The following is a 22,755-nucleotide window of genomic DNA, read 5'->3' on the forward strand; positions in this document are numbered from 1 at the left end:
TCGAAGACGCTCGGCCATCGGCCGTACGGGATCCGACCGCACCACCGGAACCGGCGGGAAGCCGCCGGGAACCGAGCCTCCGAAGACGCACGGCCGGGCCGACGCAAGGGCCGGCCCAAGTCACGGAAGACCCAGAGCGTCAGCCGAGAGCACCCCGTCGGCCCGCAAGGTCACGGAGCGGGCCACCCGCAGCCGCACACAGCCGTGGCCCGGCCGCAGCCATCGCACCACCAACGGCGCCATCGAGCACCGGGAGCGCGAGCACCGGGAGCGTCCCCGGCCCAACCGCCGGAGGCACTCTCAGCCGTACATCCGCCGCATCGCGAATTCCACCATCTGCTCGACCGCCTTGGCGTCGAAGACCATGCGGTGTTCGCCCTCCATGTCGAGGACGAAGCCGTAGCCGGTGGGGAGGAGGTCGATGACCTCGGCGCCGGTGATGACGAAGTACTTGGACTCCTTGCCCGCGTACCGGCGCAGCTCCTTGAGGGAGGTGAACATCGGGATCACCGGCTGCTGGGTGTTGTGCAGGGCGAGGAACCCGGGGTTGTCGCCGCGCGGGCAGTACACCTTGGACGTGGCGAAGACCTGCTGGAAGTCCTCCGCGGCCAGCTGCCCCGTGGTGAAGGCCCGCACCGCGTCCGCGAGGGAAGGCGGGGACGGCTCGGGATACAGGGGCGGCTGCTGCCCGTAGGCGCCGGCCATCGGCTGCTGCGGCGGCGGGGCGTACTGCTGCTGGGCACCCATGTTCTGGTCGTAGCCGTACATGGGCGCAAGAGTACCGAGCGCGCCCGCCCCGTGGGGCTTCGCAGGGGTCCGTACCGCACTTGGGTACTTCACAGATTCGTCCCCGGAATCCCACAGTGGACACCCATAGCGTCCCGGACATCAAAGGACGGACCACGGAACGGCAAAGCCCGGACCATCACAGCGAGGGGCACGACCATGGGGCACCACCACCACGACGGCGAAGACCACGAGCACGACAGAGGGCTCTCCTACGACCTTCCGGTGCTCGCCCGCCGCCGGATGATCCGGCTGCTCGCGGGGGCGGGCCTGGTCCCGCTGGTGGGCTGCTCGGGCGGCGAGGAGGAGACCTCGGTGTCCTCCTCGTCCAGCACGGCGGCCTCGTCCGGCGCCTCCTCCGGCGCTTCCTCCGGCACCTCGTCCACCGAGTGCGCGGTGATCCCCGACGAGACCGCCGGCCCTTACCCGGGCGACGGCTCGAACGGGGTGAACGTCCTCAAGGAGAGCGGTGTCGTGCGCAGCGACATCACCTCCAGCTTCGGCGACTCCGCCGGCGGCACCGCCGAGGGCGTCCCGCTGACGATCACGCTCACGGTCGTCGACGCCGCCTCGGGCTGCGGGACGCCGAAGGAGGGCGCCGCCGTCTACCTGTGGCACTGCGACCGGGAGGGCAACTACTCGCTCTACTCGGAGGGCGTCACCGACGAGAACTATCTGCGCGGCGTCCAGGAGGCCGACGAGAAGGGCCAGGTCACCTTCGAGAGCATCTTCCCCGCCTGTTACACGGGCCGCTGGCCGCACATCCACTTCGAGGTCTACGGCAGCCTGGAGGACGCCACCGCCGCCACCTCCATCACGAACACCTCTCAGCTCGCGCTGCCGAAGGACGTCTGCGACACGGTGTACGCCACGGACGGCTACAGCCGGAGTGTGACGAACCTGGCCCAGCTCTCCCTCGAGACGGACAACATCTTCAGCGACGGCTACGACCACCAACTGGCGACCGTGGAGGGAAGTGTCGAGAAGGGGTACACCGCGGTGCTCACCGTCCCGGTGTGAACCGTCACAGATCGCCGGTTCGGGGTTGCTTCTTATTACCGACGGGTAGCATCATCGGAGCTACTAGTTGGTAAGTGAACTGGCGCGAGGATCCAAGTGCCTCGCCGATCTCTCTACGGAGCCATCGCCATGGGGCACTACAAGCCGAATCTCCGCGACATCGAGTTCAACCTCTTCGAAGTACTGGGGCGCGACAAGCTGTACGGCACCGGCCCCTTCGAGGAGATGGACACCGAGACCGCGAAGAGCATCCTCGACGAGCTGACCCGCCTCGCGGAGAACGAGCTGGCGGAGTCCTTCACCGACGCCGACCGCAACCCCCCGGTCTTCGACCCGGCCACCAACACCGCGCCCGTCCCGGCGTCCTTCAAGAAGAGCTACCAGGCCTTCATGGACTCCGAGTACTGGCGCCTGGGCCTGCCCGAGGAGATCGGCGGCACCACCGCTCCCCCGTCGCTGATCTGGGCGTACGCCGAGCTGATCCTGGGCGCGAACCCGGCCGTGTGGATGTACTCCTCCGGCCCGGCGTTCGCCGGCATCCTCTTCGACGAGGGCAACGACGTCCAGAAGAAGATCGCGCAGATCGCCGTCGAGAAGCAGTGGGGCTCCACCATGGTCCTCACCGAGCCGGACGCCGGCTCGGACGTCGGCGCCGGCCGCACCAAGGCCGTGCAGCAGGAGGACGGCTCCTGGCACATCGAGGGCGTGAAGCGCTTCATCACCTCCGGTGAGCACGACATGTCGGAGAACATCCTCCACTACGTGCTCGCCCGCCCCGAGGGCGCCGGCCCCGGCACCAAGGGCCTCTCCCTCTTCCTCGTGCCCAAGTACGAGTTCGACTTCGAGACCGGCGAGCTGGGCGAGCGCAACGGCGTCTACGCCACCAACGTCGAGCACAAGATGGGCCTCAAGGCCTCCAACACCTGCGAGATGACCTTCGGCGACAACCACCCTGCCAAGGGCTGGCTGATCGGCGACAAGCACGACGGCATCCGCCAGATGTTCCGCATCATCGAGTTCGCCCGCATGATGGTCGGCACGAAGGCGATCTCCACGCTCTCGACCGGCTACCTGAACGCGCTGGAGTACGCCAAGGAGCGCGTCCAGGGCCCCGACCTGGCGAACTTCATGGACAAGGCCGCACCCAAGGTCACCATCACCCACCACCCCGACGTGCGCCGCTCGCTGATGACGCAGAAGGCGTACGCCGAGGGCATGCGCGCCCTGGTCCTCTACACCGCCTCCGTGCAGGACGCGATCGCGGTCAAGGAGGCGGCCGGCGAGGACGCCAAGACCGAGCACGCGCTGAACGACCTGCTCCTGCCGATCGTCAAGGGCTACGGCTCCGAGAAGGGCTACGAGCAGCTCGCCCAGTCGCTCCAGACCTTCGGCGGCTCCGGGTTCCTCCAGGAGTACCCGATCGAGCAGTACATCCGCGACGCCAAGATCGACACCCTGTACGAGGGCACCACCGCCATCCAGGGCCAGGACTTCTTCTTCCGGAAGATCGTCCGCAACCAGGGCGCCGCGCTGAACTCCCTCGCCGAGGACATCAAGAAGTTCCTCGCGCTCGGCACCGGCGGCGAGGAGCTGGCGGGCGCCCGCGAGCACCTGGCCAAGGCCGCCGTCGAGCTGGAGGCCATCGTCGGCCTGATGCTGACCGACCTCGCCGCCACCGAGCAGGACGTCAAGAACATCTACAAGGTGGGCCTGAACAGCACCCGCCTGCTGCTCGCCTCCGGTGACGTGGTCGTCGGCTACCTGCTCCTCAAGGGCGCGGCGATCGCCGCCGAGAAGCTGGAGACGGCCTCCGCCAAGGACAAGGCGTTCTACACCGGCAAGATCGCGGCAGCGAAGTTCTTCGCGGCCAACGTGCTGCCGGGCGTCACCCTGGCCCGCAAGATCGCCGAGGGCGTCGAGCTGGACCTGATGGAGCTGGACGAGGCCGCGTTCTGATCCATCCCGCCCCGGTGACCGGCGCGGCATGCCAAAATGCCGCCCGGTCACCGACCCGGTGACTCTCACACCGTCCTCACGAGAGCCCGCTCCCATGACCGGGGGGCGGGCTCTCGTCCGTCGTTAAGGTGAACCCATGAGCGCACCCGCCCGCTTCGACCGCGGCCACACCGACGACCTCATGTCCTTCCTGACGGCGAGCCCGTCGCCGTACCACGCCGTGGCGAACGCCGCCGAGCGCCTGGAGAAGGCCGGTTTCCGTCAGGTCATGGAGACGGACGCCTGGGACACGGAGACATCGACGGCCTCCGCCGCGGGCTTCGGCGGCCGGTACGTCCTGCGCGGCGGCGCGATCATGGCCTGGTACGTCCCCGAGGGCGCCCCGCCGCACACCCCCTTCCGGATCATCGGCGCCCACACCGACTCCCCCAACCTGCGGGTCAAGCCGCTGCCCGACACCGGAGCGCACGGCTGGCGCCAGGTCGCCGTGGAGATCTACGGCGGACCGCTGCTCAACTCCTGGCTCGACCGCGATCTGGGCATCGCCGGCCGGCTGACCCTGCGGGACGGCACGACGCGCCTCGTGAACGTGGGCCGGCCGCTGCTGCGCGTGCCCCAGCTCGCCATCCACCTCGACCGGGCGGTCAACACCGACGGCCTCAAGCTCGACAAGCAGCGCCACCTCCAGCCCGTCTGGGGCCTCGGCGGCGACGTCCGCGGCGGCGACCTGATCGCCTTCCTGGAGGAGGAGGCCGGGCTGCCGGCGGGCGAGGTCGCCGGCTGGGACCTGATGACCCACCCCGTGGAGCCGGCCGCCTACCTGGGCCGCGACCAGGAACTGGTGGCCGGCCCGCGCATGGACAACCTGCTGTCCGTGCACTCCGCCACCGCGGCCTTGGCGGCCGTGGCCACGAGCGGCACGGAGCTGCCGTACATCCCGGTGCTGGCCGCCTTCGACCACGAGGAGAACGGCTCGCAGTCCGACACCGGCGCGGACGGACCGCTGCTCGGCAGTGTGCTGGAACGTTCAGTCTTCGCGCGCGGCGGATCGTACGAGGACCGGGCGCGCGCCTTCGCGGGCACCGTCTGCCTCTCCTCCGACACCGGGCACGCGGTCCACCCCAACTACGCGGAGCGGCACGACCCGACGCACCACCCGCGCGTCAACGGCGGCCCGATCCTCAAGGTCAACGTCAACAACCGCTACGCGACGGACGGTTCGGGCCGGGCGGTGTTCGCCGCGGCCTGCGAGAAGGCGGACGTGCCCTTCCAGTCCTTCGTATCCAACAACTCCATGCCGTGCGGCACCACGATCGGCCCGATCACCGCCGCCCGGCACGGCATCCGGACCGTCGACATCGGCGTGGCCATCCTGTCGATGCACAGCGCACGGGAGTTGTGCGGCGACGCCGACCCCTATCTGTTGGCCAACGCCCTGGTGGCCTTCCTGGAGGGGTAGTTCGGGGGGAGTGGGGTACCCGCCGGTGCGGACCACAGACCGGGACCACCGGAACCACCGGAACCGGAACGGAACCACCGGACCGTACAGGGAGGCAACACCATGGGCCTCGGCGGGTGCATCATCCTGATCGCCGTAGGAGCGATCCTCACCTTCGCGACCGACTGGGACATGCAAGGGGTCAATCTCGACCTGGTCGGAGTCATCCTGATGATCGTCGGCCTGATCGGCGTCACCACGTTCAGCAGCATCGCGCGACGCCGCCGCGTGGTGGTGCCTCCGGCGACCACGACCGTGGTCGAGGAGGAGCGCCACCACCACCGCGGCGGATACAGCGACGGGTACGGCAGCTGAGCCCTCGCAGGGCCCAGGACCCGTTCGTCATGGGGCAGTCCGCCGTCTGGTGCGTCCAGGGCGTCCCGCAGGCCGGGGCCCGTCAGCTCCCGCCTCCTGGGATCGGGTGATCCCGGGGCGCGGGGAGCTGTCCCGACCGACCGTCGCCTGCCGGGATCCGCTCGGCGGCGATGGCGAGGACGTCCGTCAGGGACTCGGCCAGGCGGCCCGCGATCCAGCGGAGCTGGTCGGCGGTGGGGTGTGCGCCGTCGTCGACCATCGGGCGGGCGAGACACAGGATCACGGCCGCCGTTTCGAGTTGCTGCTGCCGGTCGAGTCTCTGCGGCTGGTCGTCCGTCATGGTGCCGACCCTCGGAGTACGGGCAGGTCGAACCACCCGCCCTTGCCCTCCGGGTGCGCCTGCCCGCCGTACGGGATGTCCCGACCGTGCCCCCAGCGGCCGTCGGTGAGGGCGTCCACCAGGTACAGGCCCCGGCCACCGCCCTGGTGCCATGCCTCCGCCGTCCGTTCTCTCGTCACCGGCGGATTCGCGTCCCCGTCGTACACCACCACCCGCAGCCGCCCTGCTCCACCGCCAGCCACAGCACGGTGCCGTCGCCTCCTTTCGCGTGCACGCAGGCGTTGGTGACGAGTTCCGAGGTGCAGAGGACCGCGTCGTCCACCAGGGGCCGGTCCAGCTCCAGCGTGTCCGCGCCCGGCCCCTCCATGTGAAGGAGCCGGGCGCCGTGACGTTCCGTCGGTGTCGGGTCAGGCCAGCGCGTGGCCCGTCGTCGCGTCCACGTGGTCGGGTACCTCCTCGTGGCGGTCGCCGACGGTGGAGGTGCCGGTCGGTTCGAGCAGGAGGATCTCGGTGGGTACGGGCGCGTACGGCTTGTGTTCGATGCCGCGTGGGACGGTGAAGACGGAGCCCTTGGGAAGGGTCACCGTGCGCTCGCCTTCCGGCTCGCGCAGGGAGATCCGGAGCTCCCCCTCCAGGACCAGGAAGAACTCGTCGGTGTGGTCGTGGGTGTGCCAGAGGTGTTCTCCCTCGACCTTGGCCACCCGGACGTCGTAGTCGTTGACCGTGGTGACGATGCGGGGGCTCCAGCGGTCGGTGAAAGAGGCGAGGGCGGCGGGCAGGGAGACGGGTGCGTCGGTCATGCCCTCATCGTGGGGCTGGGCCCGGGGGTCCGGCGAGTGCTAGGAATCGCATATGCCGCAAGGATCCTCTCAGCCGCACCGCGTCGTACTGATCGTCGACGAGAACTCGAACCCCTTCGAGATGAGCTGCGCCATCGAGGTCTTCGGGCTGCGCCGCCCCGAGCTGGGCCGGGAACTGTACGACTTCCGGCTGTGCGCGGACGGGCCGGCCACCCGGATGCGGGACGGCTTCTTCACACTCAGCGGCGTCGCCGGGCTGGAGGCGGCCGAGGACGCGGACACGCTGATCGTGCCGAACCGGCCGGACACCGACACCCCGCGCTCCCCCCACGTCCTGGACACCGTGCGCCGGGCACACGCGCGTGGCGCCCGGCTCGTCGGCTTCTGCTCGGGCGCGTTCACGATGGCCGAGGCCGGACTGCTGGACGGCCGGCGCGCGGCCTGCCACTGGATGTGGGCGGACTCCTTCCGCGTCCGCTTCCCGCGCGTGCGCCTCGAACCGGACGTCCTCTTCGTCGACGACGGCGACATCCTCACCGCGTCGGGCAGTGCCTCGGCGCTCGACCTCGGCCTGCACGTCGTCCGGCGCGATCACGGCGCCGAGATCGCCAACGCCGTCTCCCGGCGGCTGGTCTTCGCCGCGCACCGGGACGGCGGGCAGCGGCAGTTCGTGGAGCGGCCGCTGCCGGACGTGCCCGACGAGTCGCTGGCGCCCCTGCTGGCGTGGGCGCAGGAGCGGCTGGGGGAGCCGCTGACGGTGGCAGGCCTCGCGGCACGGGCCGCGGTGAGCCCGGCGACGCTGCACCGCCGCTTCCGGGCCCAGCTCGGCACGACCCCGCTGGCCTGGCTGACCGGCGAGCGGGTGGCACTCGCGTGCCGGCTGATCGAGCGGGGCGAGGAGCGGCTGGACGTGGTGGCGGCGCGCAGCGGTCTGGGGACCGCGGCCAACCTCCGCGCGCGCGTGCGGCGCGAGACCGGCCTCAGCCCGTCGGCCTACAGACGGCGTTTCGGACCGGCCGCCGGGGAAGCCGTGAGGACATGAGATTCCTCGTACGCGACCGGCTGCTGGCCTTCGGTGACGACTACTGGATCGAGGACGACCACGGGAACAGGGTGTTCCTGGTGGACGGCAAGGCGATCCGGCTGCGCGACACCTTCGAACTGAAGGACACCCGCGGGCAGGTCCTGATCGACATCCACCAGAAGATGTTCGCCCTGCGGGACACGATGGTGATCGAGCGGGAGGGCGAGCCGCTGGCCACGGTCCGGCGCAAACGGCTGTCCCTGCTGCGCAACCACTACCGGGTGTCCCTGGCGGACGGCCGCACCGAGCTGGACGTCAGCGGGAAGATCCTCGATCGGGAGTTCGCGATCGAGTACGACGGTGAGCTGCTGGCCGTGGTCTCCCGGCGCTGGCTGCACGTGCGGGAGACGTACGGCGTGGACGTCGTCCGGGAGGACGTGGATCCGGCGCTGCTGATCGCGGTGACGGTGTGCGTGATCCACCTCGCCGAGAAGGAACACGGGGACTGACGAGCGGGGAACCGACGAGCGAAGGGCAGACGCTCGGAGCGACTAGGACCTGTCCTGGCGCCGCGGCCGTTCGAGGCCCAGCACCCGGTCCTTCAGCGCCGGGAACTGCTCCCGCGTCGCCGCCGTCTTCGCCGGGTCGAAGTCGACCGTGAGGATCTCCTCGTCGGGCCCCGCCTCGGCGAGGACCTCGCCCCACGGATCGACCACGATCGAGTGACCCGCCTGCGGAACTCCGGCGTGCGTCCCGGCCGTTCCACATGCGAGCACGAACGCCTGGTTCTCGACCGCCCGCGCCCGGGCCAGCAGCGTCCAGTGCGCCCGGCGGCGCTCCGGCCAGCCCGCGGGGAGGACGAAGGTCTCGGCGCCGGCGTCGACGAGACCGCGGAAGAGTTCGGGGAAACGGAGGTCGTAGCAGGTCCCCAGACCGAGGGTCGTGTCCGGCAGCCGGACCGTCACGAGTTCCTCGCCCGCGCCCATCAGCACCGCCTCGCCCTTGTCGAAGCCGAAGCGGTGGATCTTGCGGTAGGTGGCGGCCAGCTCACCGGAGGGGGAGAAGACGAGAGACGTGTTGTAGAGGGGACCTTCGGGGTCCTGTTCGGGGATCGAGCCGGCGTGCAGCCACACGCCCGCGTCGCTCGCGGCCTTGGCCATCGCCTCGTAGGTCGGCCCCTCCAGGGGCTCCGCCTCGGTGGCGAACTCCTCGTAGGCGAACGCCCCGGTCGTCCACAGTTCCGGCAGCACCACGAGATCGGCGCCGTCGGCCTGTTCCCGGACCAGCGAGGCCACGCGCACCCGGCGCGATGCGACCGATTCGCCCTCATCCACGGCGAGTTGGATCAGAGAGGCGCGCACACTACCACCGTCCTGGCATTCGAGCCGTCCATACGGGCCTACGATCGTCACACGAAAGCACTGCCGGGGTGCCTCACAGCAGCGTAACTTAGCGTTCCACGACACCCGCCGACAGCCGCCGACACCCGCCGCCCGCCCACCGACCGTCACCGCATCCCGCTGGCAACGCCGCCACCCGCCGCCACAACCGCCCGTGTACCGACCGCCGAGGGGTCCCGTTCCGTGAGTCTGCATCCCACCCTCCAGCCCTACGCCGACGCCTGGACCCACTCCATCGAAGCGATATCCGAGCTGGTGCAGCCTCTTGTGGAGGGCGAGTGGAACTGGCGGACACCGTGCCCCGGCTGGTCGGTCCGCGATGTGGTCTCCCATGTGATCGGCCTGGACAGTGAGATGTACGGCGATCCGCGCCCGATCCACTCGCTGCCGCGCGATCTCTACCACGTCACCACCGACCTCCAGCGGTACATGGAGGCGCAGGTCGACGTCCGCCGCCACCACACGGCGCCGGAGATGACGTCCGAGCTGGAGCTGACGATCATCCGCCGCAACCGCCAGCTGCGGAACGAGACGCGCCAGCCGGGCACGGTCGTACGCGGCCCGCTGGGCACGGAGCTGACGCTGGAGGAGTCGATGCGCGGCCACGCGTTCAACGTGTGGGTGCACGAGCAGGACCTGCGCGCCTCCCTCGGCCGCCCCGGCAACCTCGACTCCCCCGGCGCGCACATCGCGCGGGACGTGCTGCTCGCCGAGCTGCCGGCCGTGGTCGCCGAGCGGGCGGACGCCCCGCGCAGCTCCGCCGTCGTCTTCGATGTGCACGGCCCGATCGAGTTCCTGCGCACGATCCGCGTCGACATCCAGGGCCGCGGCAGCCTGGAGACGTCCCCCGCGCTCGGCCCCGCCGCCTCCTTCGCCCTCGACTGGGAGACGTTCGTCCGGCTGGCCTGCGGCCGGGTGACGCCGGAGGCCGTCGCGGACCGGGTGAAGGCGGAGGGCGAGCCGCGGCTGACGGCGGCGATCCTGCGAAACCTCGCGGTCACGAAGTGACCGCGGCCACACCGGGCAGGGGCGGCACTCGAGGCTGAGCGCCCCGGTCCACCGGGGGACGGAAACGCGGAAACGGGAACGAAAACGGCAACGGGCCCGTCGTGATGGTCACGACGGGCCCGTTGCGGTGCGGATGCCCAGGCGTCAGCTGATCCGCGCGAAGCCGTAGTTGATGAGCTTCTTCACGTCGGCCGTGCGGTTCGCCGCGTCGGGAGCCGTGAGGACGGTGCCCATGACCGACTCGCCGTTGACGGTGGCGGCGAAGATGAGGCAGTACTTGGCCTCGGTGCCGGAACCGGTCTTCACGCCGAGCGTGCCGTTCCAGCCGAGCAGCGTGTTGGTGTTGGCCCAAGCCGTCATGGTGCGCGTGGCACCGGTCTTGGTGATGGTCCTCGCCGTGTACGACTTGGTCTTCACGACGGCCTTGAACGTGGAGTTCTTCATCACGCTGCGGGCGAGCTTCGTCAGGTCGCGCGGCGTCGAGTAGTTGGAGCCGTTGCTGAGGCCGTCGAACGAGTCGAAGTGCGTGTTCGTCATGCCCAGGGTGCTGGCCATGGTGTTCATCTTGCCGATGAAGTTCTTGGTGCGGGCCGCGACCGTCGTGCCGGTACCGAACTTGTCGGCGAGGGCCATCGCCGCGTCGCAGCCGGACGGCAGCATCATCCCGTACAGCAGCTGACGGACGGTGACCTTGTCGCCGACGATCAGCTTGGCCGACGAGGGGTAGCCCTCGGCCACCATGTAGTCGCTGATGGCCCCCTTGATCGTGACCTTGGTGTCCAGGTTGAGGTTCGCCTGCGAGAGCACGACCTTGGCGGCCATGACCTTCGTGGTGGAGGCGGTGAGCCTCTTGGTGTCGGCGGACTTCTTGTAGAGGTCCGCTCCGGTCACGCTGTTCATCAGGTACGCGCCCTTGGAGGTGACCGTGGGCACCGTAACGGCTTGAGCGGGAGCCGCGGTGAGGACTCCGCCCGCGAGCACTGCACTGGCCGTGGCGACGACGGCGGCGGCTCTGCGGAGGCGGAAGCCCTTTGTGGCGGTTATCAACTGAAATACCCCGATTACGTCGAATGCCCCTGAAGTGCGGCCGAATTGGAAGGGGAATGGAGAGTGGGGCCGCACGTGTGTGACACGTAAGTAGCACAGAAGGTTGTGCGTCTGCTGGCACGACTTTCGAAAAGCTGTGCGCGGCGCCGCCCCCCAACCCCCTTCACGCGTCCCGCATGGTGGATGGTTCCCGCCGTTGCGTACGCGTTGTATCTATCCTGTGGACATGCCGTCCTCCGCTCCGCCCGCGCAGGCTCCCGCCACCTCCCCCTCACCCGCCCCCACCCCGGCACCCGTCCCCCTCCGGCAACCGCCCGCCGCCGACCGCGTGTACGCCCATGTCAAACAGGGTGTCCTGGACCGTCGTTACGAGGGCGGCACCCTGCTCACCGAGGGCGAACTCGCCGAAGCCGTGGGGGTCTCGCGGACCCCCGTGCGCGAGGCGCTGCTGCGGCTCGAGGTCGAAGGGCTGATCCGGCTCTACCCGAAGAAGGGCGCACTGGTCCTGCCGGTCTCCGCGCAGGAGATCGCGGACGTCGTGGAGACCCGGCTGCTGGTCGAGGAACACGCGGCCCGCAAGGCCGTCCCCGCGCCGGCCGGGCTGATCGAGCGGCTGGAGGAGCTGCTGGCGCGGCAGAAGGAGCAGGCCGCCGCCGGAGATCTGGCGGCCGCCGCGGTCACGGACCGCTGCTTCCACGCGGAGATCGTCCGCAGCGGCGGCAACGAGATCCTGTCCCGCCTCTACGACCAGCTGCGTGACCGTCAGTTGCGGATGGGCGTCGCGGTGCTGCACTCCCACCCCGACCGGATCGCCAAGACGCTCACCGAGCACGAGGAGATCCTGGAGGCCCTGCGCTCCGGCGACGCCGACGAGGCGGTCGGGATCGTCCACCGGCACATCAGCTGGTTCTCGCACCTGGCCCGTGGGCAGGTCCGATGAGCGCCGGCCGGCCCGGCCCGAATTCCACCCTTCCGGGTGATCCGCCCGGCGGCCGACGCGCGGTAGCCGTCTGGGGGATCGGCGTCTCGGTCTACTTCGTCGCCGTCATCTTCCGTACGTCGCTGGGTGTGGCCGGCCTCGACGCCGCCGACCGCTTCCAGGTGAACGCCTCGGCCCTGTCGACCTTCTCGATCCTCCAGCTGCTGGTCTATGCCGGGATGCAGATACCGGTCGGGCTGCTGGTCGACCGGCTCGGCACCAAGAAGGTGCTGACCATCGGCGTCGTGCTGTTCACGGCAGGGCAGCTCGGCTTCGCGTTCTCCCCCTCGTACGGCATGGCGCTCGCCTCGCGGGCGCTGCTGGGGTGCGGGGACGCGATGACGTTCATCAGCGTGCTGCGGCTGGGCACCCGCTGGTTCCCGGCACGGCGCGGGCCGATGGTGGCGCAGCTGGCCGGGCTGGCCGGCATGGCTGGCAACCTCGTCTCCACCCTGGTGCTGGCCCGGCTGCTGCACGGCGTCGGCTGGACGGCCGCGTTCGCGGGCAGCGCGCTCGCCGGTGTCGTCGTCCTCGTCCTGCTCCTGCTGTTCCTCAAGGACCACCCGGAGGGGCACGAGCCGGAGCCCTTCCCGCACCACGGCTCCGCGTACGTGCGCCGTCAGATCGCCGCGTCCTGGCGGGAGCCGGGGACGCGGCTGGGCCTGTGGGTGCACTTCACCACCCAGTTCCCGGCGATGGTGTTCCTGCTGCTGTGGGGCCTGCCGTTCCTGGTGGAGGCGCAGGGCCTGTCGCGCGCCACAGCGGGCGAGCTGCTGACCCTGGTCGTCCTCTCCAACATGGTCGTCGGACTGGTGTACGGCCAGATCGTCGCCCGGCACCACGGGGCGCGGCTCCCGCTGGCCCTGGGCACGGTCGGCGCGACCGCGCTGATGTGGGCCGTCACGCTGGTCTACCCCGGCGAGCACGCCCCGATGGGGCTGCTGATCGCGCTCTGCGCGGTGCTCGGCGCCTGCGGCCCCGCCTCCATGCTGGGCTTCGACTTCGCCCGGCCCGCGAACCCGCCCGAGCGGCAGGGCACCGCGTCCGGCATCACCAACATGGGCGGCTTCGTCGCCTCCATGACCACCCTGTTCGCGATCGGCGTCCTGCTCGACGCGACCGGTGACGACTACCGGGTCGCCTTCTCCTGCGTGTTCGTCCTCCAGGCGCTCGGCGTCAGCCAGATCCTGCGGCTCCGCAAGCGCGCGGCCCGCCGGGAGCGGGAGCGGCTGGTGGCGAGCCGGGTGGAGACGGTGCACGTGCCGGCGTAGGAACGCGTGACGGCGTCAGGGAGTGAGTGACGCCGAAACCCAGTTGTTCGTGCGGGTGTTCGGCGTCTAGCGTCGGGGCGTCGACGTGTAGCTCAGAAGCCAGAGCGCCGGGCTGCAAACCCGGAGGGCGCGGGGGCGGAACCCGCCACGTCGGACCTCGACGTGTAGCTCAGCAGCAGAGCACCGGGCTCCAGACCCGGAGGGAGCGGGGGCAGCACCCGCCACGTCGGATCCTCGGCATGTAGCTCAGCAGCAGAGCACCGGGCTCCGGACCCGGAGGGAGCGGGGGCAGCACCCGCCATGCCGGCTTATGAACGACGACGCTGACCAGCAGCACCTCGCAGAGGCCGCTCCCGGCTACGCGTCCGGCCAACTGGCCGGGGCGCTCGCCACCGCGCGCACCCACCCCGACCCCGACACCCGCCGCCGGGCCGAGGATCGCGCCCGCTCCTGGCGGGCCGTCCTCGCCGGCATGGCGAGCGGACGCCTGACGATCGGCTCCCGCACGCCCGTGTCCGGGCTCCCGGCCTGGGTGACCCTCGACGTGATGCGCGGCGGCTTCGCCACCGGCGAGCCCAGCGCCGGGGGACCTCTGACGGAGTACGAGACCGAGGCCGCGCGCCTCGCCGGCGTACCGCACGAGCGGCGCGCGCTGTTCGCGTACTGGCTGTCCGAGGACGGGCTGGGCCGGCTCGCCGCGCTGCTCGACAGCGGACGGTACGAGATCACGGTCCCGGAGGAGGCCGCCCTGCTCACCGTGGCCTGGCTGGCCCGGGCCGGGGAGACGGACGCGGCGCTCGCGCTCGTCGAGGAACTGGCCCCCTTCGCCGGACGTCTGCGGTTCACCCCGCGCCCCTCCACCCGCCCGGCGGCCGCGCCCGGCGCGGTGCACCGGCACACCGTCGCCGAGGCCGGCCAGACCCTGGCCCGGCGCCGGCCCAGCACGGCTGTCGAGACCCAGCGCGAGGCGCTGGCCGTCTGGCAGCCCTTCGGTGACGCGCTCCTGACGCACTGGCTGGAGACGGCCGACGCCGACGGCACCGTCCACGTCCCGGCCCGGCGCACGCACGACGGCTGGTACGAGCGGGGTGCCGCGCTGCTGCTGCGCTACCGCGACCTCGCCGACCGGCACACGTACTGCACCAAGCACCTCCGCCCCAAGGAGAACCTCGCCATCCTGCGGGGCGCGCTGGAGGAGGTGACCGCCGGGCGGACACCGAACGCGCGACGGCTCGGGCTGCTGCGGCACGCCGTCACCGCGATGGTGCGCCGGCGCGGAGTGCCCGGTTCCGAGCCGCACACCGCGCTGCGCCGCGCGCAGGCCGCCCAGGCCGCGCTCCCCTCCCACCACGCGCTGGCCCAGCTGGTGCTGCGCCGACTGTCGGGGCTGGAGCAGGGGGCGGGGGTGGCCGAGGTCGAACCGCTGCTGGTGCCGGTGGGCGAGGCCGAGGCGCGGGAGACCGGGCTGCCGGTCGGCGCGGCCGTCCCGGCCGCCGTCCGCCGGCCCGTCGAGACGGCGCTGAGCGCGCCGCTCGGCACGCTCGTGGAGCGCGGTGTCGTGCCCTCGGCGGAGGTACTGGCCGAGCTGGTCCCGCAGCTCGTCGCCGCCACCACCGCCGTGGCCCATCCGGACCCGGCCCTGCGCGCCCTGGCGGCCGCCCACCACCGGGCGTTCGCGAACCGCCGTTCGCTGCTGCTGCTCAACCTCCAGCGGCAGGTACGGATGGAGGAGCTGCCGTGGGTACGGGCCGTGGCCGGGCAGCGCTCCGCCGACGCGGCGGGCGAGGTGGCGGCCGTGGCGCTGCGACAGCTGGGCGAACTGGCCGTGCAGGCGTTCCCCGGCACGATCCTGCCCAACCCGCTGGTGCGCGAGCTGTCCGTCCTCGCCCGCGCGGCGGACCTCGGCGCGCCGCTGGTGGAGGAGCTGGCCACCGACATCTTCATGGGCACGTTCACCCCGAAGTTCCTCGTCGCGGCCCGGATCGCGGCGGACCTCCTGGGCGGCGGCTCGCTCTACGAGCGCTACTACGCCATCGACTACCGGGCCGTCCGCCATCTGGCGATCACCGAGGCGGAGTCCCGGCTTCAGGGGGCGCGGACCTCACCGGGGTTCGCGAAGCTGTGCGTGGAGCGCGCCGGGACCTCCTCGTCCCGCTCCCGGTGGGGCTTCGGGTCACCGGCCGCGAACGGCACGGTGATCGAGCAGGCGCAGATCCTCACCACGCACAACCTGGCCACCCTGGTCCACCGGGCCGGCATCGCCCCGGCGCCCGGCTGGGAGGACCTGGCACGCCGCTCGTTCACCACGGTGTGCCGGCTGACCGCCCAGGTGCACGACAACCCCCGCCCGCTGGGCACGATCAAGGACGCGGCCTACGCGTGGCGGCAGATGGTGTTCCACCTCTCCCTGTGCACCGCGCGGGAACAGGAGGACACCCTGCGGTGGCTCGGCGAGGAGGCCGCGCGCCATCCCGCTCCTGTCGCCGCCCGCCTGGCCCCGGCGCTGACGGGGCTGCGCCAGGTGGCGGAGGGCGGAGCGGCGGACGAGGGCGCGGGCCGGCGCTTCCTGGGCTGGACGACCGAGAACCACTGGCTCCGCCCGGATCCGACGGCGTCCGGCTGAGCCGCCGAGGTCGACACGGGCGGCCGGCATGCGGGCTGCCGACGCACAGGCGGCCGGCATGCGGGCTGCCGACGCACAGGCGGTCGGCGCGCACGCCGCCGACGCGCAAGAGCCGCGCCCCCGTTCTCGGGTGCGCGGCTCTGTGCGGGTCGTGCGCGCGGCTCAGCCCCAGGTGATCAGCCGCTTCGGCTGTTCCAGGATCGCCGCCACGTCGGCCAGCACCTTGGAGCCCAGCTCGCCGTCCACCAGGCGGTGGTCGAAGCTCAGGGCCAGGGTGGTGACCTGGCGGGGCTTCACCTTGCCCTTGTGGACCCACGGCTGGAGCCGGATCGCACCGACGGCGAGGATCGCGGACTCGCCGGGGTTGAGGATCGGCGTGCCGGTGTCGACGCCGAAGACGCCGACGTTGGTGATGGTGACCGTGCCGCCCTGCATCGCGGCGGGGGACGTCTTGCCGTCCCGCGCCGTCGCCACCAGCTCGCCCAGAGACTCGGCCAGCTGCGGCAGCGTCTTCGCGTGCGCGTCCTTGATGTTCGGCACGATCAGCCCGCGCGGGGTGGCCGCGGCGATGCCCAGGTTGACGTAGTGCTTCTGGACGATCTCCTGCGCCGCCTCGTCCCAGGAGGCGTTGATCTCCGGGTGGCGCCGGATGGCGACCAGCAGGGCCTTGGCGATCAGCAGCAGCGGGTTGACCCGCAGCCCCTGCATGTCCTTGTCCTGCTTCAGCTCCTCGACGAGCTTCAGCGTGCGCGTGACGTCGACCGTCACGAACTCGGTGACATGCGGTGCCGTGAACGCCGAGCCGACCATCGCCGTCGCCGTCGCCTTGCGGACACCCTTGACCGGGATACGGGTCTCCCGCGCCGTGTCGTACGTGACGACCGGCGCCGGGACGGCCGCCGCCGGGACGGGCTGCGGGACGGTGACCGGCACGGGCGCCTGCGCGGGCGCCTGGGCCGGGGCCGCCGCCGCGTGGACGTCCTCGCGCGTGATGATGCCGTCCGGGCCGGTCGGCGTGACCGTCGTCAGGTCGACGCCCAGGTCCTTGGCCAGCTTGCGCACCGGCGGCTTGGCCAGCGGCCGCTCCTGTACGGCCGGGGTGCTCCCGTGGCCGTTCAGCTCCGCCTGGACGGCCGCCGCTGCGGTCGCGGTCGCCGGCTCCTGGGCGGGGATCTCCGCGCCCTTGCGGGGGCGGCGCTTGGTGGAGGAGGCCGCCACGCCGTACCCGACGAGGACCGGCTGGCGGCCGGAGCCCACGGGCTTCTCCTCGGCCGGGGCGGGAGTGGCGGCGGGGGCCGGGGCGGGCACCTGTGCCGGTGCCTCGGCGGGAGCCGGCGCCGCTCCGCCGGACACGTCCACCGCGATGATCGCCGTGCCCACGTCCACCGTGGTGCCCTCGGGGAAGCGCAGCTCGCGGACCACACCGTCGTACGGGATGGGCAGCTCGACGGCGGCCTTGGCCGTCTCGACCTCGCACACCACCTGGCCGTCGGTCACCGTGTCGCCGGGCTGCACGTACCACTTGAGGATCTCGGCCTCGGTGAGGCCCTCACCCACATCGGGCATCTTGAACTCGCGTACGGACGCTTCCGTCATCGTCGTCACGACCCTCTCCTCAGTACGCCAGGGCACGGTCGACGGCGTCGAGCACCCGGTCCAGACCCGGCAGGTACTCCTCCTCCAGGCGCGCCGGCGGGTACGGGGCGTGGTAGCCGCCGACCCGGAGCACCGGGGCCTCCAGGTGGTAGAAGCAGCGCTCCGTGATCCGGGCGGCGATCTCCGCGCCCGAGCCGAAGAACACCGGCGCCTCGTGGACGACGACCAGCCGACGGGTCTTCTCGACCGACGTCTGGATGGCGTCGAAGTCCAGCGGGGAGACCGAGCGCAGGTCCAGGACCTCGAGGTTCTTGCCCTCCTCGGCGGCCGCGGCGGCGGCCTCCAGGCAGAGCTTCACCATCGGGCCGTAGGCGGCGAGGGTCAGGTCGGTGCCCTCGCGGACGACCTGGGCCTTGTGCAGCGGGCCGGGGATGGCCTCGGTGTTGACCTCGCCCTTGTCCCAGTAGCGCCGCTTGGGCTCGAAGAAGATCACCGGGTCGTCGCTCTGGATGGCCTGCTGCATCATCCAGTACGCGTCGGACGCGTTGGACGGGGAGACGATCTTCAGGCCCGCCACGTGCGCGAACAGGGCCTCGGGGGACTCCGAGTGGTGCTCGACCGCGCCGATGCCGCCGCCGTAGGGGATCCGGACGACGACCGGCATCTTGACCTTGCCCAGCGAGCGCGCGTGCATCTTCGCGAGCTGGGTGACGATCTGGTCGTAGGCGGGGAAGACGAAACCGTCGAACTGGATCTCCACCACCGGGCGGTAGCCGCGCAGGGCGAGGCCGATGGCGGTGCCGACGATGCCGGACTCGGCGAGCGGGGTGTCGATGACCCGGCTCTCGCCGAAGTCCTTCTGGAGGCCGTCCGTCACGCGGAAGACGCCGCCGAGCTTGCCGACGTCCTCACCCATGATCAGGACCTTGGGGTCCGCTTCCAGGGCGCGACGCAGCGACTCGTTGATCGCCTTGGCCAGTGCCATGTTCTTGGACGTCACGGTCTCCGCCATCTCAGTTGCCCCCTTCAGCGTCCGCGAACGACGCCTGGTAGGCGGCGAACTGGGCCCGCTCCTCGTCGACGAGCGCGTGCCCGTCCGCGTACACGTTCTCGAAGATGGCGAAGTGGTCCGGGTCCGGCATGGCACGGACCGCTTCGCGCACTCGTCTGCCCAACGCCTCGCTCTCGGCCTCGAGTTCCGCGAAGAATGCCTCGTCCGTGTGGTTTGAGGCCTCGAGGTGCCGGCGCAGGCGCAGGATCGGGTCCTTCGCCTCCCAGGCCTCGCGCTCCTCGTCCGCCCGGTACTTCGTCGGGTCGTCGGAGGTGGTGTGGGCGCCCATGCGGTACGTGTACGCCTCGACGAGGGTCGGGCCCTCGCCGTTGCGGGCCCGCTCCAGCGCCCACTTGGTGACCGCGAGGCAGGCCAGCACGTCGTTGCCGTCGACCCGGACGCCCGGGAAGCCGAAGCCCTGGGCGCGCTGGTAGAGCGGCACGCGGGTCTGCTTCTCGGTCGGCTCGGAGATCGCCCACTGGTTGTTCTGGCAGAAGAACACCACCGGGGCGTTGTAGACGGCGGAGAAGGTGAAGGACTCCGCGACGTCGCCCTGGCTGCTCGCGCCGTCGCCGAAGTAGGCGATCACCGCGCTGTCGGCGCCGTCCTTGGCGATGCCCATCGCGTAGCCGGTGGCGTGCAGCGTCTGGGAGCCGATGACGATCGTGTAGAGGTGGAAGTTGTTCCCGTTCGGGTCCCAGCCGCCGTTGTTCACGCCGCGGAACATGCCGAGCAGGTTGGTGGGGTCGACCCCACGGCACCAGGCGACGCCGTGCTCGCGGTAGGTCGGGAAGACGTAGTCGTCGTCGCGCAGCGCCCGGCCGGAGCCGATCTGCGCGGCCTCCTGGCCGAGCAGCGACGCCCACAGGCCCAGCTCGCCCTGGCGCTGGAGGGACGTGGCCTCGGCGTCGAAGCGGCGGGTGAGCACCATGTCGCGGTACAGGCCACGAAGCTCATCGGGGGTGACGCCGGCGACGTACTTGTCGTATTCGGCGTTCTTTACGCGTTCGCCCTCGGGCGTCAGCAGCTGTACGAGCTCCGGCTCGGTGCCCGGCGTGTTCCTCGCGGTGGTCCGCTTGCCGGCCGTGCTCTTCGTACCGGCGCTGCGTCGCGGCTTGCGCGCGGCAGTGCTCTCCACGGTCACGTGTGCTCCTCCGTCGGTCCGGCTACCCGGGTTCGCCGGGTGCCAGTGCGGCTCACCTGCGCCCCCACCGACGCACAGGGTGGGTGCGGCCCGGTCGGGAGCAGGCGTGACAGGTGCCCCGGCGAGCGCCCTGCAAAAGGCACGTTACCCAGTGCTTCACATTTCTGCGAAACCCCTCCTGACCTGCGTTTTTGCTTGGATTTCCAAGTAAATCGCGAAATCGGGAACTCTGCCTGGTCACAGCCTTGCAGGGGGCCGGAACAACGGCACGGTATATCGGTGACCCGGGACACGGGAAGAGTCCACCTGACCATGACTGACCATGAGCGGCCGAAGCCGGAGTCCTACCGACGGGTAGCCGAGCGGGCAGCCGCACGGGCAGCCGGAGCGGCCCCGCTCCCGCGATCACCGACGATCATCTGTGACATCCGCTGACGTTCTGTGACAACGCCCAGCTCACAGGCTTTTCCGTTGCCCTGGCATCGGGCGGGTGCCGCGCTCCTGCGTACCCACCCACGGCCGCTACTTCCTCAAGCACCACTTCGACCCGGACACCGCCGACCCGGCCTCGATCGCCCGCCGGCACCGCGCCACCGCCTGGATCGACGGCCGCCACCGCAACGGCGCCCAGCTCACCCCCGCCCAGTGCGGACGGCTGGGCGCGCCGCTGGGCCTGGTGCACGCGAGCCTGGAGCGCGTGATGCCGGCCCACGGGGAACGGCCCACCCCGGCGCACGAGCAGGCGCGCACCACCTCCCACGCGCCCACGCCCCCCGCCACCGCCACCGCGCCCCCGAGCCCGCCCACACCTTCGCCCTCATCGACGACCTCCTCGCGCGCGTGCGCCGGCACCGCCCGGCCGACTCCTTCGACGAGCTGGCCCGCCACCGCCTCCTGGAGCGCCGCACGCTGCTGGAGCGCCACGCGGACCGGCGCGGGGACACCCGCGCCTACGACGCGGTGTGCAGGGCGTTCACGGACTGAGCTCGACGCCCCGAAACGGCCACGCGCGCGTGGAGCCCTGTTCCGGGCCCCACGCGCGCGTGGTCGAAAGGTTGCACGTGGTCGAAAGGTTGCACGTGGTCGAAAGGTCGCACGTGGTCGAAGAGGTGGCGTACGCTGGCCGGTCAGCCGCCGAGGCCGGCCCCCAGGCTGGTGGTGCCCTGGTCCGTGCCGCTCGACGTGCCCTCCGACGTGCCCTCGCTGGTGCCGCCGTCGTCCGTCCCCGGGTCGCTCGTCTCCGGGTTCGACGGCTCCTCCGAGGTCCCCGGGTCCGTCTCCTCCTCCGTCGGCTCGGTGGTTTCCGGCTGGGACGGCGAGTACGACGGCGTGTCCGAAGGGGTGTACGGCGGCGAGTAGTTCGAACCGGAGTCCGAGCCGGTGCTGTCGTCCGCGGTGTCGTCGGAGGTGTCGTCCGTGGTCTCTTCGGACGGCGTCTCGCTGGGCTGGTCGTGGGTCGCGGACTGCGAGGCGCTCGGCGACTCGGAGGTGCCGGCGTCGCCGTTGCCCGTGTTCTTGGTGTTCAGCGCGAGCGCGACACCCGCCGCGATGGCGATCACCGCGAGCACGGCCAGGATCCACAGCTTGCCGCGGCCGCTGCCCTTGTTCCCGTGGCCCTCGAAGCCACCGTCGTCACCACCGCCGTAGCCCGTCGGCAGGATGGGCTGCGGGATCTGCGAGGTGCTGGAGCCGTCGTGGTGCGGCAGCGCCGTCGTGCTCGCGAAGCCGCCCGCGGCCGCGCGGCCGTCGTGCACGGTGACCGGGCCGGTGTTCCAGGTGCCGGTGTGGCCGCCCTGGTCGTACAGCATCTGGAGCGCGTACTGGATGAGGCCGCGCATCTCCTCGGCCGTCTGGAACCGGTCGTCCGGCTCCTTGGCGAGGGACCGCATGACCATGCCGTCGAGCTCCGGCGGGCACGCGCCGTCCGAGGTCTGCGACGGCGGCACCGGGATGTCCTGCACATGCTGGTAGACCACCGACAGCGGGGTCTCGCCGGTGAACGGCGGGCGCAGCGCGAGGAGTTCGTAGAGGAGGCAGCCCGTCGCGTACAGGTCCGAGCGGTAGTCGACGGCCTTGCCGAGCGCCTGCTCCGGGGAGAGGTACTGCGGGGTGCCCATGACCATGCCGGTCTGCGTCATCGTCGTGGACGCGCCGTGCAGGGCGCGCGCGATGCCGAAGTCCATCACCTTGACGGCACCGTTGTGCGTGATGATCACGTTCGCCGGCTTGATGTCACGGTGCACGATGCCGTGCTGGTGCGAGTAGGCGAGCGCCTCCAGCACCCCGGAGACGATGATCAGCGCCTGCTCGGGCCCCGGCGCCTCGGCGTTGAGGAGAAGGTCGCGGATGGTGCGGCCCTCGACGATCTCCATGACGATGTACGGCACGCTCTGGCCGCCCACGAAGTCCTCGCCGGAGTCGTACACGGCGACGATCGCGTGGTGGTTGAGCCCGGCCACCGACTGGGCCTCACGCGTGAAGCGGGCCTTGGACACCGGGTCCTCGGCGAGGTCGGCGCGCAGCAGCTTGACCGCGACGGTGCGGCCCAGACGTACGTCCTCGGCCGCGAACACCTCGGCCATGCCGCCCCGGCCGAGTCTGTGGGTCAGCCGGTACCGGCCGTCGCCGACCAGTCCGCCGTTGCCCCAGTTCTCCGGCGCGTCCGACATGCCGCCGCCAGTCGCCTCGGGGTCGGACGGGCCCTGGGCGCGCTGCTGCTGTGCCATCAGTCCTCGCCGTCGTTTCTGCCCGCGGTGCGCGCGGTGTTGTTACGGTCTCCGTCGGCCACGCTACAGCCTCCGCGCAAGCCGCCCGTCCGGGACGAGCCCCTGACGAGCCCCTCCGCCGACCGGAGACGGACCGGCCATCAAACCGGTCCTCCCTGGCGGCGTGCAAAT

22 protein-coding genes and 3 tRNA genes are annotated in these 22,755 nt (G+C 71.3%); 14 read left to right on the top strand and 11 right to left on the bottom strand.

Going from position 1 to position 22,755, the window contains the following annotated elements; genetic code table 11:
- Nucleotides 1-300: 300 nt before the first annotated feature.
- Entirely contained in the window at nt 301-768 is a 468-nt protein-coding gene (locus ACZ6D7_RS14800; protein ID WP_030781597.1) for an SseB family protein, read from the bottom strand.
- A 177-nt stretch (nt 769-945) separates the two neighbouring features.
- Between ACZ6D7_RS14800 and ACZ6D7_RS14805 the strand changes: the two genes are divergently transcribed.
- The 4 genes from ACZ6D7_RS14805 to ACZ6D7_RS14820 all read left to right on the top strand — a co-directional run bounded on the left by ACZ6D7_RS14805 (nt 946) and on the right by ACZ6D7_RS14820 (nt 5,575).
- Complete coding sequence (locus tag ACZ6D7_RS14805) at nt 946-1,806, top strand: intradiol ring-cleavage dioxygenase (protein ID WP_469489730.1); 861 nt, start codon at nt 946-948, stop codon at nt 1,804-1,806.
- Between the two features lie 129 nt (nt 1,807-1,935).
- On the top strand, nt 1,936-3,762 hold the full coding sequence (locus ACZ6D7_RS14810) for an acyl-CoA dehydrogenase (RefSeq protein ID WP_469489734.1): 1,827 nt from the start codon (nt 1,936-1,938) through the stop codon (nt 3,760-3,762).
- Between the two features lie 136 nt (nt 3,763-3,898).
- Nucleotides 3,899-5,221 (top strand): M18 family aminopeptidase, encoded by a 1,323-nt coding sequence (locus tag ACZ6D7_RS14815; RefSeq protein WP_469489739.1) that lies wholly within the window; start codon nt 3,899-3,901, stop codon nt 5,219-5,221.
- 102 nt (nt 5,222-5,323) lie between these two features.
- Nucleotides 5,324-5,575 carry a DUF6458 family protein gene (locus ACZ6D7_RS14820; RefSeq protein WP_469489742.1) on the top strand — a complete coding sequence of 84 codons (252 nt, stop codon included), beginning with the start codon at nt 5,324-5,326 and terminating at the stop codon, nt 5,573-5,575.
- An 82-nt stretch (nt 5,576-5,657) separates the two neighbouring features.
- Here the strand turns inward: ACZ6D7_RS14820 and ACZ6D7_RS14825 are convergent, their stop codons facing one another.
- Genes ACZ6D7_RS14825 through ACZ6D7_RS14840 form a run of 4 tightly spaced genes read right to left on the bottom strand, consistent with a single transcriptional unit; the run spans nt 5,658 to nt 6,715 of the window.
- The gene (locus tag ACZ6D7_RS14825; RefSeq protein WP_469489746.1) at nt 5,658-5,915 is read right to left on the bottom strand and encodes a hypothetical protein; all 258 of its coding nucleotides are present in this window, start codon (nt 5,913-5,915) and stop codon (nt 5,658-5,660) included.
- The gene (locus tag ACZ6D7_RS14830) at nt 5,912-6,094 is read right to left on the bottom strand and encodes a hypothetical protein (RefSeq protein ID WP_469489749.1); all 183 of its coding nucleotides are present in this window, start codon (nt 6,092-6,094) and stop codon (nt 5,912-5,914) included. The genes ACZ6D7_RS14825 and ACZ6D7_RS14830 overlap by 4 nt, the downstream gene beginning before the upstream one ends.
- Nucleotides 6,091-6,282, bottom strand: a complete 192-nt coding sequence (locus ACZ6D7_RS14835; RefSeq protein ID WP_469489752.1) for a hypothetical protein — start codon at nt 6,280-6,282, stop codon at nt 6,091-6,093. The genes ACZ6D7_RS14830 and ACZ6D7_RS14835 overlap by 4 nt, the downstream gene beginning before the upstream one ends.
- 40 nt (nt 6,283-6,322) lie before the next feature.
- Nucleotides 6,323-6,715, bottom strand: a complete 393-nt coding sequence (locus ACZ6D7_RS14840) for a cupin domain-containing protein (RefSeq protein ID WP_469489756.1) — start codon at nt 6,713-6,715, stop codon at nt 6,323-6,325.
- Nucleotides 6,716-6,767: 52 nt separating this feature from the next.
- Here ACZ6D7_RS14840 and ACZ6D7_RS14845 point away from each other — a divergent pair, with 52 nt between their 5' ends.
- Together ACZ6D7_RS14845 and ACZ6D7_RS14850 are read left to right on the top strand one after the other, a co-directional pair.
- On the top strand, nt 6,768-7,757 hold the full coding sequence (locus tag ACZ6D7_RS14845; RefSeq protein WP_469489759.1) for a GlxA family transcriptional regulator: 990 nt from the start codon (nt 6,768-6,770) through the stop codon (nt 7,755-7,757).
- The gene (locus ACZ6D7_RS14850; RefSeq protein WP_469489762.1) at nt 7,754-8,248 is read left to right on the top strand and encodes an LURP-one-related/scramblase family protein; all 495 of its coding nucleotides are present in this window, start codon (nt 7,754-7,756) and stop codon (nt 8,246-8,248) included. Before ACZ6D7_RS14845 ends, ACZ6D7_RS14850 begins: the two co-directional genes overlap by 4 nt.
- 42 nt (nt 8,249-8,290) lie before the next feature.
- Here the strand turns inward: ACZ6D7_RS14850 and ACZ6D7_RS14855 are convergent, their stop codons facing one another.
- Nucleotides 8,291-9,100 carry a carbon-nitrogen family hydrolase gene (locus ACZ6D7_RS14855; RefSeq protein WP_469489765.1) on the bottom strand — a complete coding sequence of 270 codons (810 nt, stop codon included), beginning with the start codon at nt 9,098-9,100 and terminating at the stop codon, nt 8,291-8,293.
- 222 nt (nt 9,101-9,322) lie between these two features.
- Here ACZ6D7_RS14855 and ACZ6D7_RS14860 point away from each other — a divergent pair, with 222 nt between their 5' ends.
- On the top strand, nt 9,323-10,147 hold the full coding sequence (locus tag ACZ6D7_RS14860; protein WP_469489768.1) for a maleylpyruvate isomerase family mycothiol-dependent enzyme: 825 nt from the start codon (nt 9,323-9,325) through the stop codon (nt 10,145-10,147).
- Between the two features lie 144 nt (nt 10,148-10,291).
- On the opposite strand, the gene ACZ6D7_RS14865 is transcribed toward ACZ6D7_RS14860, so the two are convergent.
- A complete protein-coding gene (locus tag ACZ6D7_RS14865) occupies nt 10,292-11,194 on the bottom strand; it encodes a D-alanyl-D-alanine carboxypeptidase family protein (protein ID WP_469489772.1) in 903 nt (300 codons plus the stop codon).
- Nucleotides 11,195-11,420: 226 nt separating this feature from the next.
- Here ACZ6D7_RS14865 and ACZ6D7_RS14870 point away from each other — a divergent pair, with 226 nt between their 5' ends.
- The 6 genes from ACZ6D7_RS14870 (at nt 11,421) to ACZ6D7_RS14895 (ending at nt 16,067) form a co-directional block, all read left to right on the top strand.
- Nucleotides 11,421-12,134 carry a GntR family transcriptional regulator gene (locus tag ACZ6D7_RS14870; protein ID WP_469489777.1) on the top strand — a complete coding sequence of 238 codons (714 nt, stop codon included), beginning with the start codon at nt 11,421-11,423 and terminating at the stop codon, nt 12,132-12,134.
- Nucleotides 12,131-13,444 carry an MFS transporter gene (locus ACZ6D7_RS14875; RefSeq protein WP_469489782.1) on the top strand — a complete coding sequence of 438 codons (1,314 nt, stop codon included), beginning with the start codon at nt 12,131-12,133 and terminating at the stop codon, nt 13,442-13,444. Before ACZ6D7_RS14870 ends, ACZ6D7_RS14875 begins: the two co-directional genes overlap by 4 nt.
- An 81-nt stretch (nt 13,445-13,525) precedes the next feature.
- Nucleotides 13,526-13,598: transfer RNA gene (locus ACZ6D7_RS14880), tRNA-Cys, on the top strand.
- Nucleotides 13,599-13,602: 4 nt separating this feature from the next.
- Nucleotides 13,603-13,674 (top strand) — tRNA-Trp (locus ACZ6D7_RS14885).
- 5 nt (nt 13,675-13,679) lie between these two features.
- A tRNA-Arg gene (locus ACZ6D7_RS14890) sits at nt 13,680-13,751 on the top strand.
- A gap of 3 nt (nt 13,752-13,754) precedes the next feature.
- Complete coding sequence (locus ACZ6D7_RS14895) at nt 13,755-16,067, top strand: hypothetical protein (RefSeq protein WP_469489786.1); 2,313 nt, start codon at nt 13,755-13,757, stop codon at nt 16,065-16,067.
- Between the two features lie 162 nt (nt 16,068-16,229).
- Here ACZ6D7_RS14895 and ACZ6D7_RS14900 read toward each other — a convergent pair whose 3' ends face one another.
- From ACZ6D7_RS14900 to pdhA, 3 genes are read right to left on the bottom strand one after another with little or no spacing between them, the layout of a single operon-like run.
- Entirely contained in the window at nt 16,230-17,672 is a 1,443-nt protein-coding gene (locus ACZ6D7_RS14900; RefSeq protein WP_469489790.1) for a dihydrolipoamide acetyltransferase family protein, read from the bottom strand.
- A gap of 10 nt (nt 17,673-17,682) precedes the next feature.
- Nucleotides 17,683-18,675 (bottom strand): alpha-ketoacid dehydrogenase subunit beta, encoded by a 993-nt coding sequence (locus tag ACZ6D7_RS14905; protein WP_469489794.1) that lies wholly within the window; start codon nt 18,673-18,675, stop codon nt 17,683-17,685.
- Between the two features lies 1 nt (nt 18,676).
- A complete protein-coding gene (pdhA, locus tag ACZ6D7_RS14910; RefSeq protein WP_469489799.1) occupies nt 18,677-19,858 on the bottom strand; it encodes a pyruvate dehydrogenase (acetyl-transferring) E1 component subunit alpha in 1,182 nt (393 codons plus the stop codon).
- Nucleotides 19,859-20,698: 840 nt separating this feature from the next.
- On the opposite strand from pdhA, the gene ACZ6D7_RS14915 reads away from it, so the two are divergent.
- On the top strand, nt 20,699-20,842 hold the full coding sequence (locus ACZ6D7_RS14915; RefSeq protein WP_469489801.1) for a hypothetical protein: 144 nt from the start codon (nt 20,699-20,701) through the stop codon (nt 20,840-20,842).
- A gap of 143 nt (nt 20,843-20,985) precedes the next feature.
- On the opposite strand, the gene ACZ6D7_RS14920 is transcribed toward ACZ6D7_RS14915, so the two are convergent.
- Entirely contained in the window at nt 20,986-22,584 is a 1,599-nt protein-coding gene (locus ACZ6D7_RS14920; protein WP_469489808.1) for a protein kinase domain-containing protein, read from the bottom strand.
- Between the last annotated feature and the right edge of the window lie 171 nt (nt 22,585-22,755).

The organism is Streptomyces sp. NPDC041784 (assembly GCF_055591025.1).

Coding starts and splice junctions, on each gene's coding strand:
- ACZ6D7_RS14800 (WP_030781597.1), bottom strand. CDS start 768: ATGTACGGCTACGACCAGAACATGGGTGCCCAGCAGCAGTACGCCCCG.
- ACZ6D7_RS14805 (WP_469489730.1), top strand. CDS start 946: ATGGGGCACCACCACCACGACGGCGAAGACCACGAGCACGACAGAGGG.
- ACZ6D7_RS14810 (WP_469489734.1), top strand. CDS start 1,936: ATGGGGCACTACAAGCCGAATCTCCGCGACATCGAGTTCAACCTCTTC.
- ACZ6D7_RS14815 (WP_469489739.1), top strand. CDS start 3,899: ATGAGCGCACCCGCCCGCTTCGACCGCGGCCACACCGACGACCTCATG.
- ACZ6D7_RS14820 (WP_469489742.1), top strand. CDS start 5,324: ATGGGCCTCGGCGGGTGCATCATCCTGATCGCCGTAGGAGCGATCCTC.
- ACZ6D7_RS14825 (WP_469489746.1), bottom strand. CDS start 5,915: ATGACGGACGACCAGCCGCAGAGACTCGACCGGCAGCAGCAACTCGAA.
- ACZ6D7_RS14835 (WP_469489752.1), bottom strand. CDS start 6,282: ATGGAGGGGCCGGGCGCGGACACGCTGGAGCTGGACCGGCCCCTGGTG.
- ACZ6D7_RS14840 (WP_469489756.1), bottom strand. CDS start 6,715: ATGACCGACGCACCCGTCTCCCTGCCCGCCGCCCTCGCCTCTTTCACC.
- ACZ6D7_RS14845 (WP_469489759.1), top strand. CDS start 6,768: ATGCCGCAAGGATCCTCTCAGCCGCACCGCGTCGTACTGATCGTCGAC.
- ACZ6D7_RS14850 (WP_469489762.1), top strand. CDS start 7,754: ATGAGATTCCTCGTACGCGACCGGCTGCTGGCCTTCGGTGACGACTAC.
- ACZ6D7_RS14870 (WP_469489777.1), top strand. CDS start 11,421: ATGCCGTCCTCCGCTCCGCCCGCGCAGGCTCCCGCCACCTCCCCCTCA.
- ACZ6D7_RS14875 (WP_469489782.1), top strand. CDS start 12,131: ATGAGCGCCGGCCGGCCCGGCCCGAATTCCACCCTTCCGGGTGATCCG.
- ACZ6D7_RS14895 (WP_469489786.1), top strand. CDS start 13,755: ATGAACGACGACGCTGACCAGCAGCACCTCGCAGAGGCCGCTCCCGGC.
- ACZ6D7_RS14905 (WP_469489794.1), bottom strand. CDS start 18,675: ATGGCGGAGACCGTGACGTCCAAGAACATGGCACTGGCCAAGGCGATC.
- ACZ6D7_RS14920 (WP_469489808.1), bottom strand. CDS start 22,584: ATGGCACAGCAGCAGCGCGCCCAGGGCCCGTCCGACCCCGAGGCGACT.